The organism is Micromonospora desertarenae, assembly GCF_056150265.1.
This window is the reverse complement of sequence record NZ_JAXCFQ010000004.1, coordinates 191,396-203,830: the sequence shown is the minus strand read 5'-3', so window position 1 is coordinate 203,830 and position 12,435 is coordinate 191,396. Positions and strand designations below refer to the sequence as shown.

The window sequence follows — 12,435 nt, the reverse complement described above, 5'->3', positions numbered from 1 at the left end:
GGGTGCCGCGCGGGCTTCGGGTGACGGGCTCAGGCCGTGGCGGTCCAGGCCGGGTCCCGGCCGGTCAGGGCGAGCAGCCGGTCGACGTCGGGCAGGCCGGCCTCGGTCGGCACCGGCTCGGCGAAGACGCCCATCTGCCGGGCCTGCGGCGCCAACTGCTCGACCAGCTCGTGCAGCGCCGGCACCACCTCCGGCGCCGGCCGGTAGGACTGGCCGGTGGCCACCGCGAGGTCCCAGCCGTGCACGGTGAGGTCCAGCAGCACCATGCCGCCGACCACAATCTGCGGCATGCCCATCCCGGGCGAGACACCCGCCAGGCTGGCCGGGTCCGACCAGGCTTCGACCAGCCGCCGCGTCTCGGCCTCGAACCGGTCCCGCCAGCCGTCGGTGAGGTGATCGGGCTTGTCCGCCCACTGCACGCTCCGCTTCGCCGCCAGCTCCTGGAAGTTCACCACCACCTGGTAGAGGTGGTTGAGCAGGTCGCGCACGGTGTAGTCGCTGCACGGGGTGGGCAGGTGCAGCTGGTCGTCGCCGATGGCGCGGACCACCGCGACGGTCCGCGGCGCGGCCGCCGCCAGCAGATCACTAGTCTGGGTAGTCATAGGGCCAGCGTATGAGGGCGGTCTTGAAGAAATGCGACAGCAGCCGCGAGGCGACAGCCGGGGCATCCTGGACCCGGCCCGGCTGCTGCGGGAGGTCCGCTTCCGCCGGCACCTGCCCGCCGCCGCGCTCCGCCCGTGGGTCGAGCACTACTGGCTCGTCGACTGGGCGCTGACCGAACCGTTCGTGCAGCACGTCGTGCCGCACCCCGCGGTCAACGTGGTCTTCCAGCGCGACGGTGCCGGGCCCGAGCGGGCCGAGGTGGCCGGGGTCGGGCTGGAGCTCTTCTCGATCACGCTGAACGGCACCGGGCGGGTCAGCGGCGTGCAGTTCCGGCCGGGCGGTTTCCACCCGTTCTGGCGGCGACCGGTCGCCGAGCTGACCGGCCGGCGCTGGCCGTTCGCCGACCTCGCCGACCGCTGGCCACCCGCCGCGACCGCCGGGCCGGACGGGCCCGGCGTCTGCGGCGGTACCGACGCCGAACGCTGCCGCGCCCTGGACGACCTGCTCACCGGCTGGGCGCCCGCGCCGGACCCGGTCACCGACGAGGTGATCCGGCTGGTCGAGGAGATCCGCGCCGACCGGAGCCTGCTGCGGGTGGACGACTTCGCCGGCCGGCACGGCGTCTCCACCCGGCGGCTGCAGCGGCTCTTCCTCGATCACGTCGGGGTCAGCCCGAAGTGGGTGATCCGGCGCTACCGGCTCCAGGAGGCCATCGAGCAGGCGGCCGGCGGGCCGCTCGACTGGGCGGCCCTCGCCGCCGACCTCGGCTACAGCGACCAGGCCCACCTGGTCCGCGAGTTCACCGCCGTCACCGGCGTCTCCCCCGCTGCCTACGCCCGCTCAGTCAGCTGACCGACCCGCCGCCCGACCTCCCCGATCTTGCACTTCCCGCCCCGGCGAACCGGGGCAGACGGTGCGTTCCGGGGGCCACAAGTGCAAGATCGCGCAGACGCGGCGGTGCGGGCCGGGGTCAGCGGCGACGCAGCGCCACCACGGCGACGTCGTCCTGGATCTCCGACGGGGCCAGCTGGACCAGCAGCCGCTCGCAGAACCGGTCCAGGTCGTCGTCCACCTCGGCGGCGCAGGCGGCCAGCGCGGTCAGACCCTCGTCGATGGTGGCGTCCCGGCGCTCGATCAGCCCGTCGGTGTAGAACACCAGGGTCGCCCCGGCCGGCAGCACGAACTCCAGGTCCGCCGGGCGCGGCGCGCGGATGCCCAGCAGCGGGGCGTGGTGCTGCACGAACTCCACCTTGCCGTCCGCGACGAGCAGGGGCGGCAGGTGCCCGGCGCTGGCCAGCCGGACCCGTCCGGTGGGCGGGTGCAGCAGCAGCACGCAGATGGTGGCCAGCTCGTTCGGCAGCAGCGTCCGCATCAGCTCGTTGACCCGGTGCAGGATCTCGCCCGGCTGGTGCCCCTCCACCGCGTACGCCCGCACCGCGTGCCGCAGCTCGGCCATCACGGTCGCCGCGTGCAGCGAGTGGCCGGCCACGTCGCCGATCGCCAGCAGCAGGTGCCCGTCCAGCATGACCAGCTCGTAGAAGTCGCCGCCCACCTCGGTCCGAGTACTGGCCGGCTCGTAGCGGACGGCCAGGTCGAGCCCGTTGACCTCGGGGATCCGCTGGGGCAGCAGGCTGCGCTGGAGGGTGACCGCGATCCGGTGCTCCTCGTCGAAGGAGCGCTGCGCCTCCACCGCCGCGGCGACGGACTGGGCGAGCTGCACCAGCACCGGCGTGCGGTGGGTCTGGGTGCTGGTGGGCACCACGACGTAGAGCGGCGGCCGGTCGTCGCGCAGCCGGGCGGCGGCCACCGTCACGGTGTCCCCGGCCGGCCAGCCGAGCAGGTCCCAGCCCGCCGGGTCCTGCACCCGCACCGTCGACCCGGTGGGCACCCCGGTGTCGTCCACCACCCACGGGACGATCGCCGCCTCGTCGTCCGGCCCGGCCGCCACCCCGGCCAGACAGTCGCCGTCGGCGGTCTCCGCCACCACCGCCGCCGGGCTCTTGAAGATCTGGGCGGCACCGGCCGCCGCCTCTTCGAGCAGCCGGGTGAAGTTCTGCGCCGAGTGCACCGCCACGGTGGTGTCGGCGAGCCCGAGCAGCCGCTCGGCCAGGAACTCGGCCCGCTGCCGGGCCCGGTAGTAGCGCAGCACCGCGTGTGCGGTGGCGACGAGTTCCTCCGGCTCGATCGGCTCGGTCAGGTACGAGTCCGCGCCCCGGGTCAGCCCCTGCGCCCGGTCCCGCACGTCCACCGCGTGCGCGGACACGTGGATCACCGCCATCGCGGGATGGGCCGCCTTGATCCGCTCGCAGACCTCGTAGCCGCTCATGTCGGGCAGCCGGACGTCGAGCACCACCAGGTCGATCGGCTCCGCCTCGACCCGGGCCAGCGCCTCGCCGCCGTTCTCCGCCTCGAGCACCGTGAACCCGGCCCGGCTGAGCCAACTGACCAGCAGGTACCGCTTGGTGCGACTGTCGTCGACCACCAGTACGGTCGCCGGGCCGCCCTCCACCGTCACGCTCCGCCCAGGGGCAGGGTGACGGTGAACGTGCTGCCGCGGCCCGGCTCGCTGGCCAGCTCCAGGGTGCCGCCGAGCAGCGTCACCAGTCGCCGCGCGTACGGCAGGCCGAGGCCGGTGCCGCCGACCCGGGTCGCGCCGGGCACCTGGTAGAACTCCTCGAAGATCCGCTCGTGCAGCTCCTCGGGGATGCCCGGCCCGGTGTCGCTGACCGACAGCAGCCAGCGGTCGCCCTCCCGGCGCGCCCGCAGCCGCACCTCACCGCGCTGGGTGAACTTGAGCCCGTTGTGCAGCAGGTTGCGCAGCACCTGGCCGAGCAGCACCTCGTCGGTGCGCAGCGTGGCCGGGGTGGGCGGCTCCTCCACCACCAGCTCGACGTCGGGCCCGGTGGCCAGGGCCCGCAACGTGCCGCGCAGCTGGCCGAAGACCGGTCGCAGGTCCACCTCGGCCCACTCCGGCTCGATCCGGCCGGACTCCGCCTTGGCGAGGTCGAGCAGCTCGTTGACCAGGGTGAGCAGGTCGGCCGCCGAGGAGCGGATCAGCCCGACCTGGCGGGCCTGTTCGGCGGTGAGCGGGTCGGAGGCGGAGTCGGCCAGCAGCCGGCCCAGGCCCATGATCGCGGTGACCGGGGCGCGCAGCTCGTGGCTGACGTTGGCCAGGAACCGGCTCTTCGACTCGCTCGCCGCGCGGAGCTGGGCCGACTTCTCGTCCAGCTCGGCGTAGAGCGCCACCACGCCGCGGTTGGTCTCCTCCAGCTCCTCGGTGAGCTGGTTGTAGAGCGCCATCACCCCGCGGTTGGTCTCCTGCAACTCGTCGTTGAGCACCGCCAGCTCGTCGCGCTGGCTGCGCACCTCGTCGAGCGCGGCGATCAGCTGCTGGTTCTGCGCGGCGAGTTCGTCCACGGCGCTGCCCGGAGCGCTGCGCGCGAGCTCGGCACGGATCGCGGCGAGACGCTCCGGGGTCAGCGTCGGGGCGGCGACCGGGACACGTCGGGACATCATCACGACCGTATCCCCCTTCCCGGTGACCACGCTCAACTTGTCCACCAGCCGCGCCACCGCGGCGGACGCCGGCTCGTAGCGGCCGTCCGGCAGCGGGGTCACCGGGGCGAGGTCCACCCGCAGCTGGCGCCTACCGGCAACGGCGTCGTCGGCCAGCCGGAACGTCACGTCCGCCCCGCGCGCGATACGCAGCAGGTCCCGCGCCACCTCGCTGAGCGCGGTGGCCATCCGGACCTGGTCCTGGTGCTCCAGGCCCACCGCGGCGGCCACCTCGCGGCCGCGCTGGCGCACCAGGAAGATGTCGTGCTCCACCCGCAGCGCCATCTGCAACAGCGGGGCCGGTTCGCTCACGACCACGCCCGGGCGACCAGGACGCAGGCGTCGTCGCGGCGGACGCCGGCGTCGCGCAGCAGTGTCGCGGCCACCACCAGCGGGGACCGCTCGGTCAGGCCGGGATAGTCGGTGAGCTGCCAGCGGTCGACCACCCCGTCGCTGTGCATGACCAGCAGCGCGTCGGGGTCGAAGGGGTAGTCGTACTCCCGCACCACCGGACGCTGGTGCCCGGCGATGCCGGGCAGCGAGACCAGCCCCCGACGCCGGCCGTCCCCGCCGACCACGCTCGCGGTGATGTTGCCGAGCCCGCTGTAGCGCAGCACGCCGGCCACCGGATCCGGCTCGGCGACCGCGAGCGCGGCGCCCCGGGTGTGCGACATCGCCCGGTGCAGGTGCTGGACCACCGCGGCCGGCGGCCCGGGCGGCGCGGCACGGAACGCGGCCAGGGCGGCGTCCGACGCGGCGGACGCCAGCGGGCCGTGCCCCAGGCCGTCGCAGACCAGCACCTGGTGCCGGTCCTCGACGACCCGCGCGGCGAACCCGTCGCCGCTGACCGACTCGCCGGTCAGCGGCCGGGTCAGGCCGCCGACCCAGGGCGCCTCGGGGGCCGGCTGGCCGGGCCAGAGCTGCACGGCGAGCACCGTACCGCGGCCGGGCCGGGAGTAGCCGTCGAACCAGCTCGCCTGCCGGACGATGGCGCCGAGCCCGATGCCGAGGGTGCCGGCGGTGGAGTGCCCGTCCCGGGAGGAGAGGGTCAGGTCGGCCATCCCGGGCCCCGAGTCGACGGCCACCAGTTCCACCCCGGCCTCGCCCTCGCGGCGCACCGGGCGGAGCAGCAGGCTCCCCTCGTCGGCGTGCTTGACCAGGTTGCTGGTCAGCTCGGCGGCCACGATGGCCAGGTCGGCGGTGCCGGCCTCGCCCATCCCGAGCTGCTCGGCGAGGCGTTCGGCGGCCCGGCGCGCGGCGCTGGCGGCGCTGCTGGTCTCCACCCGGAACCAGACGCCGCGATCCGGGACCACGTCCTCGCTCATCGGGACCACTTGGTGACCGTCACCCGGGTACCCGCACCCGGCGCGGTCTCGATGTCGAACTCGTCGACCAGCCGGCGGGCGCCGCTGAGCCCGAGGCCCAGCCCGCCGCCGGTGGTGTAGCCGTCGGTGAGCGCCAGGTCGAGGTCGGCGATGCCCGGGCCGGTGTCGGCGAAGAGGATCCGGACGCCCCGCCGGCGGCCGTTGTCCACCACGCTCACCTCGACCGAGCCGCCACCGCCGTAGACCAGGGTGTTGCGGGCCAGCTCGCTGGCCGCGGTGACCAGCTTGGTCTGGTCGACCAGGGAGAGCTTGGCGGCCACCGCCAGCGTCCGGACCAGCTGCCGGACGCGTACCACGTCCTCGTCGCTCTGGATCGCCTGCGCCTGCGGGTGGCCCAGGTCGATGCCGGCGGTCATGCCGAGGCCGTCGTCGCGGCGTCCGGCTCGTCGTCGAACTCGACCTCGGACTCGTCGGCGCGGGCGGCCGCGATCAGTTCCATGCCCCGTTCGACGTTGAGCGCCGTACGGATGCCGTTGAGCGACAGGCCCAGCTCCACCAGCGTGATGGCCACCGCCGGCCGCATCCCGACGACCACCGTCTCGGCGTCCAGCACCTTGGAGATGGAGGCGATGGTGGAGAGCATCCGGCCGACGAACGAGTCGACGATGTCCAGCGCCGTGATGTCGATGATCACGCCGTGGCTGCCGGTGGCGACGATCCGCTCCGCCAGGTCCTCCTGGAGCTGGACCGCCGTCTGGTCGGACATGTCGACCTGGATGGAGACCAGCAGGATGTCGCCGATCTTGAGGATCGGCACCCGCTCCATCACGCCTCCCGGCGGAGCTGCCGGCGACCGGTCTCCACCCCGGTCAGCCGCAGCACGTGCCGCAGCGCGTCGGCCAGGCTCGCCTTGGTGGCGATGTCGCCGAACTCGATGCCGAGCGCCACGATGGTCTGCGCGATCTGCGGACGGATGCCGGAGATGATGCAGTCGGCCCCCATCAGCCGGGCGGCCACCACGGTCTTCAGGATGTGCTGGGCGACCTGGGTGTCCACCGCCGGCACGCCGGTGATGTCGATGATCGCGTACGGCGAGCCGGTGTCGACCAGCGTCTGCAGCAGCCGCTCCATCACCACCTGGGCCCGGGCCGAGTCGAGCGTGCCGACCAGCGGCACCGCGACCACGCCCTCCCAGAGCTTCACCACCGGGGTGGAGAGCTCCAGCAGCTGCTCCGCCTGGTCGGCGATGAGGCTCTCCCGGGTGCGGACGAAGCTCTCGAAGGTGAACAGGCCCATCTGGTCGATCAGGGCGGAGAAGGCGACGTAGTCGCGGAGGGTGCCCGCGCCGCCGTCCGCGTCCATCAGCTCCAGCAGCACGTCCTTGAGCGCGAACACGCTGATCGCGGTCTCGGTGGCGGAGAAGCCCTGCCGGGCCCGGCCGCGGGACAGCTCGGCCAGCACGGCGCGCATCTCGGCGGCGTGCTCCGCCTCGAGGTCGATGACCCCGTGCTCACTCACCGTGACCATGCTCTGGTGCAGCTCCTGCACCTGCCGGCGCAGCTCCGCCTGGCTCAGCCGGCCGCGCAACGAGCTGGCGACGATCTCCGTCCAGCGCTGCGTGACCCGCTCGGCGTGCTCGGTCAGCAGACCGGCCAGTCGACCGCTCTCCTCGGCGCTCAGCGCCATGGCAAACCCCCCTCGACCTGGACCCGGCGGACTCTATCACCGGATCACCGCCAGCTACTTGCCGCACGGCAACGGTATGACCGTCGGCACCGGATACCGGCTCCCGTTCTGCTGCGCCTTGCCCGGTGGGATAACGTTCCACCGATAACAGGAGGTCTGGCGTATGTCCTTGACGGTGCACACGGAACAGCGCGGCGACGTGGTCGTCGTGTCGGTCGCGGGCGAGCTGGACATGGCGACCGCTCCGCAGCTGCAGGACCAGATCACCGACCTGCTCGACAAGGGGCGCAGCCGCCTGGTGTTCGACCTGGCGGAGGTTTCCTTCTGCGACTCCACCGGGCTGTCGGTCTTCGTCCGCGCCAAGAACAGCTGCGACGAGGCCGGCGGCGTGGTGCGGCTGGCCGCCCCGCAGCGGGGCGTGCTGCGCATCCTGGAGGTCAGCGGCCTGGTCGAGGTGCTGCACACCTACCCCACGGTCGAACAGGCCGTGGCCGGCGACCCGACCCCGGCCTCCTCCTGAGCGTTCCGGCTCACACCTCGTCCTCGATGTGCCGGGGACGAGCGATCACCATGCCCGCGCCGGTCTGCACCGCGAGCGCGACCAGCAGGAACCCGATCGGCGCGGTCCAGCCGCCGGTCGCCTCGTAGAGGACGCCCACCAGCAGCGGCCCCAGGGCGGCGATGGCGTAGCCGGTGCTCTGCGCGAACGCCGACAGGGCCACCGTGCCGTCGGCGGTCCGGGCGCGCAGCCCGATGGTCGCCAGGATCATCGGGAAGGCGCTCTGCCCGATCGCGAGCAGCACCACCCAGAGCAGCGCCCCGTCGTGCGGCGCGACGGCCATCCCGACGTAGGCGAGAGCCATCGCGGCGGAGAGCGTCAGCACCAGCGGGTGCAGCGCGCGCAGCCGGCCGGCCAGGGTCGGCATGAGCAGCGCGATCGGCACGCCCAGCGCCGTCACCCCGGCGAGCAGCAGGCCGGCGTCCTGCGGGCGGTAGCCGGCGTCGCGGAAGAGCTGGGCCAGCCAGCCCATGATCGCGTACGCGCCCAGCGACTGCGTACCGAAGTAGACGGCCATCGCCCAGCCGAGCCGGGTCCGTCCCGGCCGGATCCGGCTCGACCGGGGCGCCACCGCCGCCGGGGTCGCCGCCCGCCGGGCGGCCCGCGCCCGCAGCGCCAGCGGCACCCACGGGAGCAGGGCCGCCAGGGCCAGCCCGGCCCAGACGGCGAGGCCGGCCCGCCAGGTGCCGAACACGTGCGCCACCGGCACCGCCGCCGCGGCGGCCACCGCCGCCCCCACCGTCAACGTCATCGAGTACGCCCCGGTGACCAGCCCGATGCGGTCCGGGAAGTACTGCTTGACCAGGAGCGGGAGCAGGACGTTCGCCACCGCGATCCCGGCCAGCGCGAGGGCACTGCCGGCGACGAAGACCAGCGCGGAGTCCGTGCCGACGCGGACCAGTTGGCCGGCGGCGAGGATGGTCATCGCCACCACCAGCACCCGGGCCGGGGAGTGCCGGCGGACCAGCCGAGGGGTGAGCGCCCCGAAGACGGCGAAGGCCACCGCGGGCAGGGTGGTCACCAGCCCGGCCAGCGCACCGGAGAGGGCCAGGCCGTCGCGCACCTCGTCGAGCAGGGCGCCGAGGCTGGTGATGGCGGCCCGCAGGTTGAGCGCGACGAGCAGCATGCCGACGAGCACGAGCAGGCCACCGGCGACCGGGCCGACCGGCGCGGGGGTGGCGCCGGACGGTCCGGCGGCGGGAGCCGTCGCATCCGCCGACGCGCCGGCCGGAGTGGGCAGGCCGTCCGGCCCGGCGATCATCTCCCGTCCGGAACGCGGCGGGGTTCCGGCGTCGACGGCGGCGGTGGTTGGCGGGGTCATGCGTCCGAACCTACAATCATGGGATGAATTCCGGGCAGGAGTTGTAACCAGTGCCACCGCCGGTTGATTCCGTCGCCGTGCCGCCGCGCGGGCACCGGGTACGGCAGACCATCGAGCAGCTCCGCGCGCGGATCCTCGGCGGCGAGTGGCCGGTGGGCGGCCGGATCCCCACCGAGCCGCAGCTGGTGGCGGCGCTCGGGGTGGGGCGCAACACCGTCCGCGAGGCGGTCCGTGCGCTGGTGCACGCCGGGGTGCTGGAGTGCCGGCAGGGCTCCGGGACGTACGTGGTGTCCACCGACGAGCTGGCCCCGGTGGTGGCCCGCCGGCTCACCGACGACCGGATGGCCGAGGTGGTCGAGGTGCGGCGCGCCTTCGAGGTGGAGGCGGCCCGGCTCGCCGCGCTGCGGCGTACGCCGGCGGACCTGGCCGCGCTCGACGCCGCGCTCGCCGTGCGCGAGGCGGCCTGGCGCGGCGGCCGGGTCGACGAGTTCGTGGAGGCCGACGCCGCGCTGCACACCGCGGTGGTCGCCGCCGCGCACAACGGCATGCTCGCCGAGCTGTACGCCTCGGTCGGCACCGCGCTGCGCAGCACCGTCGCCCAGGCGATGGGCGGCGCCCTGGAGCCCGAGCGCTACGTCGACCACTCCCGGCTGGTCGAGGCGATCCGGGCCGGCGACCCGGCGCGGGCGGCCATCGAGGCCGGCGCTTTTCTGGAGCCCCCGCCCGGGGCATAGGTTGTCCCGGACGAAAGACCGGACACCTCGGGAGTATGGATGCTCAAGGGCTTCAAAGACTTCATCATGCGCGGAAACGTCGTCGACCTGGCGGTCGGTGTCGTCATCGGCGCCGCGTTCACGGGCGTGGTCACCCAGCTCACCAAGTCGTTCCTGGAACCGCTGATCCGGGTCTTCGTGCTGCTGATCACCGGCAGCGACAAGGGGCTGGCCGGGACCGCGCCCAGTTTCCGGGGCATCCCCTTCGACTGGGTCGCGTTCGTCAACGCGGTGATCACCTTCCTGCTCACCGCGGCGGCCCTCTACTTCCTCGTGGTCTTCCCGATGAACAAGCTGGCCGAGCGGCGCAAGCGGGGCGAGGAGCCGCCGCCGAAGGCGCCCAGCGAGGAGGTCCGGCTGCTCACCGAGATCCGCGACGCCCTGGTCGCCGCCGGGCACACCACCCCCGGTCAGCAGCGCGGCGCGCTCGACGACGTGCTCGGCCGCCGGCCGGAACCGCCCACTCCGCGCTGAATCCGGCATCCGCACATCGGCCCCCATGGGAATCCCGTGGGGGCCGCACATTCTCGTACGTGTGTTCGATAGAGTCCCGCCATGGAGCAGCGAAAGCACTGGTGGAACGGGAAATGGGGGCGGCTGGCCCGGCGGGACGTCTTCCTCCGGGTGGACGCCGACCGCTGGTACGTCGAGCAGCGCGCCGGCGGCGCCGAGGGGATCTCCCAGTTCTACGAGTACGCCAGTGCCGACGAGGCCGAGGAGACGGTCCGCGCGCTGCTCGACGGGACGGACGCCTGGCGGGAGCTCTCCCCCCGGCCGCCCGGCGGCTGGTCGACCGGGGTCTGACCGGAGCGGCGTCGACGGGGGCTGACCGGAGCGGCGTCGACGGGGGCTGACCGGGGCGGCGTCGACGGGGCCTGACCGGCGCGGCGTTTAGCGCCGCGCCGGCCCGGGAACCGCGCCGAGATGAACCAGCAGGGCACCGAGCAGCAGACGACCATCTCCAGGGTCACCACCGGGATGCGGGTGATCGACGCCGCCGGCACCGAGGTCGGCACCGTGGACCTGGTCCAGCGGGGTGACCCGAACGCGGTGACCGTGCAGGCGCCGACCGCCGACCCGGGCAGCAGCCTGGACGAGCTGATCGAGTCGACAGCGGTCGAGGAGCCGGACGTGCCGGCCGACCTGGCGGCCCGGCTGCTGCACAGCGGCTACCTGAAGGTCTCCACCGACCTGGTCCGCACCGGCGCGGTGTACGTGCTGGCCGACCAGATCGCCGCCATCGCCGACGACCGGGTCCGCCTCACCGTCCCCGCCACCGACCTTCCCCAGGAGGAGTGACCCCCGGCCCTCGAAGACCGTCTGCCGGTGAGCAGGTCCGCGAGGCGGACTGTGCCTACCGCGAGTCAGGCGACCTCAGAGGGCCGGCGCGGCCGGCGTGGCCGGGGCGGGAGCGGGTGGCGCGGGGGCTTCGGCCGGGGGCGGGGCGGTCCGGCGGCGGTGGAAGAGCAGGAGCATCAGCCCGCCGGCGACCAGCCCCCAGAACGCGCCGCCCACGCCGAGCAGGGTCACCCCGGAGGCGGTGACCACGAAGGTGACCACCGCTGCCTCGCGCGCCGCCGGCTCGGCGAGCGCCGAGGTGAGCGCGGTGGCCAGCGCGCCGAGCAGCGCCAGCCCGGCGACCGCCTCGATCAGCACCGGCGGGGAGAGCGCGACCAGCGCGGTCGCCGCCCCGGCGCCCAGGCCGAGCAGGGCCAGCCCGACCCCGGCGGTCACCGAGGCGATCCACCGGCGCTCCGGATCCGGGTGGGCGTCCGGGCCGGCGGCCAGCGCGGCGGTGATCGCGGCCAGGTTGACCGCGTGCCCGCCGGCCGGGGCGGCGGCGGCGCTGGCCAGGCCGGTGACCCGCAACGCCGAGCCGAGCGGCGGCCGGTAGCCGTAGCCGACCAGCACCGCCGTCCCGGGCACGTTCTGCGCGGCCATGGTGACCAGGAACAGCGGCAGGGCCAGCCCGACCAGCGCGGCGGCGTCCCAGGCCGGCGCGGTCAGCTCGACCACCGGGCGCAGCCCGACGTCGCCGAGGCCGGCGGCCGGGGTGGTCAGCGCGATCGCCACCACCGCCACCACCAGCGCGCCGGGCACCGCCCAGCGACGGGCGAAGCGGTGCAGCAGCAGCCAGGCCGCCACCACCGGCGCGGCCAGCCGGGGCACCTCGACCAGCGCGCGCACCGGCGCGGTGCAGAGCGGCAGCAGCACGCCGGCCAGCATCGCGCCGGCCACCGGTTGCGGGATCGCCGCGACCGCCCGGCCGAGCACCGGGAAGAGCCCGGCGGCCACGATCAGCCCGCCGCAGACCAGGAACGCACCGACCGCGACCGGCCAGCCGCCGGGCATCGGGCCGGTGGCCACCAGCAGCGCCGCGCCCGGGGTGGACCAGGCGATGCTCATCGGCAACCGGTGCCGCAGACCGAGCCAGGCGGCGCAGAGGCCGGAGGCGAGGCAGAGCGCGAGCAGCCCCGAGGCGGCCTGCGCGTCGGTGGCGCCGACCGCCCGCAGGCCGGCCAGCACCACGGTGAACGAACTGGCGAAGCCGACCAGCGCGGTCACCACCCCGGCCAGCACCGGCTGCGTACGCCCGGCCATTCCGCCTCCCAC

15 protein-coding genes are annotated in these 12,435 nt (G+C 74.6%); 6 read left to right on the top strand and 9 right to left on the bottom strand.

The genetic code is table 11. The annotated features are described in order from the left end of the window. Positions 1–29: 29 nt before the first annotated feature. Positions 30–602: a TIGR03086 family metal-binding protein gene (locus tag SM577_RS09730; protein WP_474586732.1), complete on the bottom strand. Its 573-nt coding sequence runs from the start codon at positions 600–602 to the stop codon at positions 30–32. Positions 603–633: 31 nt separating this feature from the next. On the opposite strand from SM577_RS09730, the gene SM577_RS09725 reads away from it, so the two are divergent. After that, positions 634–1,455 carry a DUF6597 domain-containing transcriptional factor gene (locus SM577_RS09725; RefSeq protein ID WP_474586731.1) on the top strand — a complete coding sequence of 274 codons (822 nt, stop codon included), beginning with the start codon at positions 634–636 and terminating at the stop codon, positions 1,453–1,455. Between the two features lie 118 nt (positions 1,456–1,573). Here SM577_RS09725 and SM577_RS09720 read toward each other — a convergent pair whose 3' ends face one another. The 6 genes from SM577_RS09720 to SM577_RS09695 are packed head-to-tail and all read right to left on the bottom strand — an operon-like array spanning position 1,574 to position 7,169. Beyond that, entirely contained in the window at positions 1,574–3,112 is a 1,539-nt protein-coding gene (locus SM577_RS09720; RefSeq protein WP_474582684.1) for a SpoIIE family protein phosphatase, read from the bottom strand. Positions 3,113–3,114: 2 nt separating this feature from the next. After that, positions 3,115–4,443, bottom strand: coding sequence for an ATP-binding protein (locus tag SM577_RS09715; RefSeq protein WP_474582703.1), 1,329 nt, complete (start codon positions 4,441–4,443; stop codon positions 3,115–3,117). Positions 4,444–4,466: 23 nt separating this feature from the next. Continuing rightward, on the bottom strand, positions 4,467–5,483 hold the full coding sequence (locus SM577_RS09710) for a SpoIIE family protein phosphatase (RefSeq protein ID WP_474586730.1): 1,017 nt from the start codon (positions 5,481–5,483) through the stop codon (positions 4,467–4,469). Next, positions 5,480–5,899 carry an anti-sigma regulatory factor gene (locus SM577_RS09705; protein ID WP_474582686.1) on the bottom strand — a complete coding sequence of 140 codons (420 nt, stop codon included), beginning with the start codon at positions 5,897–5,899 and terminating at the stop codon, positions 5,480–5,482. The genes SM577_RS09710 and SM577_RS09705 overlap by 4 nt, the downstream gene beginning before the upstream one ends. Beyond that, positions 5,896–6,309, bottom strand: coding sequence for an STAS domain-containing protein (locus SM577_RS09700; RefSeq protein WP_474582687.1), 414 nt, complete (start codon positions 6,307–6,309; stop codon positions 5,896–5,898). The genes SM577_RS09705 and SM577_RS09700 overlap by 4 nt, the downstream gene beginning before the upstream one ends. Continuing rightward, a complete protein-coding gene (locus SM577_RS09695) occupies positions 6,309–7,169 on the bottom strand; it encodes an STAS domain-containing protein (RefSeq protein ID WP_474582688.1) in 861 nt (286 codons plus the stop codon). Before SM577_RS09695 ends, SM577_RS09700 begins: the two co-directional genes overlap by 1 nt. A 163-nt stretch (positions 7,170–7,332) precedes the next feature. On the opposite strand from SM577_RS09695, the gene SM577_RS09690 reads away from it, so the two are divergent. Beyond that, entirely contained in the window at positions 7,333–7,689 is a 357-nt protein-coding gene (locus SM577_RS09690) for an STAS domain-containing protein (RefSeq protein ID WP_088642031.1), read from the top strand. Positions 7,690–7,699: 10 nt separating this feature from the next. Here the strand turns inward: SM577_RS09690 and SM577_RS09685 are convergent, their stop codons facing one another. Further along, complete coding sequence (locus SM577_RS09685; RefSeq protein WP_474582704.1) at positions 7,700–8,989, bottom strand: MFS transporter; 1,290 nt, start codon at positions 8,987–8,989, stop codon at positions 7,700–7,702. A gap of 110 nt (positions 8,990–9,099) precedes the next feature. Between SM577_RS09685 and SM577_RS09680 the strand changes: the two genes are divergently transcribed. From SM577_RS09680 to SM577_RS09665, 4 genes are all read left to right on the top strand, one after another. Next, positions 9,100–9,783, top strand: a complete 684-nt coding sequence (locus SM577_RS09680; RefSeq protein ID WP_474582689.1) for a FadR/GntR family transcriptional regulator — start codon at positions 9,100–9,102, stop codon at positions 9,781–9,783. Positions 9,784–9,822: 39 nt separating this feature from the next. Continuing rightward, positions 9,823–10,296 carry a large conductance mechanosensitive channel protein MscL gene (gene mscL / locus SM577_RS09675; RefSeq protein WP_474582690.1) on the top strand — a complete coding sequence of 158 codons (474 nt, stop codon included), beginning with the start codon at positions 9,823–9,825 and terminating at the stop codon, positions 10,294–10,296. An 81-nt stretch (positions 10,297–10,377) separates the two neighbouring features. Continuing rightward, complete coding sequence (locus SM577_RS09670) at positions 10,378–10,626, top strand: hypothetical protein (protein WP_474582691.1); 249 nt, start codon at positions 10,378–10,380, stop codon at positions 10,624–10,626. A 120-nt stretch (positions 10,627–10,746) separates the two neighbouring features. Then, positions 10,747–11,121 carry a hypothetical protein gene (locus SM577_RS09665; protein WP_474582692.1) on the top strand — a complete coding sequence of 125 codons (375 nt, stop codon included), beginning with the start codon at positions 10,747–10,749 and terminating at the stop codon, positions 11,119–11,121. 75 nt (positions 11,122–11,196) lie between these two features. Here SM577_RS09665 and SM577_RS09660 read toward each other — a convergent pair whose 3' ends face one another. Continuing rightward, positions 11,197–12,423 (bottom strand): benzoate/H(+) symporter BenE family transporter, encoded by a 1,227-nt coding sequence (locus tag SM577_RS09660; RefSeq protein WP_474586729.1) that lies wholly within the window; start codon positions 12,421–12,423, stop codon positions 11,197–11,199. Positions 12,424–12,435 lie beyond the last annotated feature (12 nt).

Excerpts from the sequence above, each read along its gene's own strand:
- SM577_RS09660 (WP_474586729.1), bottom strand. The coding sequence starts at position 12,423 with ATGGCCGGGCGTACGCAGCCGGTGCTGGCCGGGGTGGTGACCGCGCTG.
- SM577_RS09670 (WP_474582691.1), top strand. The coding sequence starts at position 10,378 with ATGGAGCAGCGAAAGCACTGGTGGAACGGGAAATGGGGGCGGCTGGCC.
- SM577_RS09690 (WP_088642031.1), top strand. The coding sequence starts at position 7,333 with ATGTCCTTGACGGTGCACACGGAACAGCGCGGCGACGTGGTCGTCGTG.
- SM577_RS09730 (WP_474586732.1), bottom strand. The coding sequence starts at position 602 with ATGACTACCCAGACTAGTGATCTGCTGGCGGCGGCCGCGCCGCGGACC.
- SM577_RS09705 (WP_474582686.1), bottom strand. The coding sequence starts at position 5,899 with ATGACCGCCGGCATCGACCTGGGCCACCCGCAGGCGCAGGCGATCCAG.
- SM577_RS09700 (WP_474582687.1), bottom strand. The coding sequence starts at position 6,309 with ATGGAGCGGGTGCCGATCCTCAAGATCGGCGACATCCTGCTGGTCTCC.
- SM577_RS09715 (WP_474582703.1), bottom strand. The coding sequence starts at position 4,443 with ATGGCGCTGCGGGTGGAGCACGACATCTTCCTGGTGCGCCAGCGCGGC.
- SM577_RS09685 (WP_474582704.1), bottom strand. The coding sequence starts at position 8,989 with ATGATCGCCGGGCCGGACGGCCTGCCCACTCCGGCCGGCGCGTCGGCG.
- SM577_RS09695 (WP_474582688.1), bottom strand. The coding sequence starts at position 7,169 with ATGGCGCTGAGCGCCGAGGAGAGCGGTCGACTGGCCGGTCTGCTGACC.
- mscL (WP_474582690.1), top strand. The coding sequence starts at position 9,823 with ATGCTCAAGGGCTTCAAAGACTTCATCATGCGCGGAAACGTCGTCGAC.
- SM577_RS09665 (WP_474582692.1), top strand. The coding sequence starts at position 10,747 with ATGAACCAGCAGGGCACCGAGCAGCAGACGACCATCTCCAGGGTCACC.
- SM577_RS09710 (WP_474586730.1), bottom strand. The coding sequence starts at position 5,483 with ATGAGCGAGGACGTGGTCCCGGATCGCGGCGTCTGGTTCCGGGTGGAG.
- SM577_RS09725 (WP_474586731.1), top strand. The coding sequence starts at position 634 with ATGCGACAGCAGCCGCGAGGCGACAGCCGGGGCATCCTGGACCCGGCC.